1 protein-coding gene is annotated in these 581 nt (G+C 61.4%); it reads left to right on the top strand.

What is annotated here, in order from left to right; translation table 11 throughout:
- Window positions 1-581 (top strand): type I restriction endonuclease subunit R, EcoR124 family (locus ACOCD2_RS25300; RefSeq protein ID WP_419626388.1); only part of this gene is annotated, 581 nt, incomplete at both ends.

The raw sequence follows: 581 nt of genomic DNA, 5'->3' as shown, positions 1-581 counted from the left end.
TACATCAACCCCCTTTATGTGGACAAGCACCTCAAGTACCATGGCCTGATTCAGGCCTTCTCGCGCACCAACCGCGTGCTGCACGGCGCCAAGCCCTGCGGAAACATCCTCGACTTCCGCGACCAGAGGAAAGCCGTTGACGATGCCATCGCCCTGTTCTCCGGCGAGGCGGGCGAGCGGGCCCGGGAAATCTGGCTGGTGGACCCGGCCCCCGTGGTAGTGGAAAAGCTGAGCGAAGCCGTGCAGCAACTCGAAGACTTCATGCAATCCCAGGGCGTGGACTGCCGGCCCGGGGAAGTCGCCAGCCTCAAGGGTGACGAGGCCCGCGCCACCTTCATCAACTGCTTCAGGGAAGTGCAGCGCATCCGTACCCAGCTCGACCAGTACACCGATCTCGATCCTGAACTGCGCGAGACCATTGATAAACTGCTGCCGGAAGATGACCTGCGCGCCTTCAAGGGCGTCTATCTCGATGTTGCCCAGGAGCTCAAAGCCAGGCAGGAGAAGACGCCAGACCCCAACGACCCCATCCGGCAGCTCGATTTCGAGTTCGTGCTGTTCGACTCTGCGCTCATCGACTA

The organism is Thiolapillus sp., from assembly GCF_048562965.1.
Taxonomy (GTDB): Bacteria; Pseudomonadota; Gammaproteobacteria; order Chromatiales; family Chromatiaceae; genus Thiolapillus; species Thiolapillus brandeum_A.
Note: the sequence above shows the minus strand (reverse complement) of the source record. Positions and strands in the feature narration are given on the sequence as shown.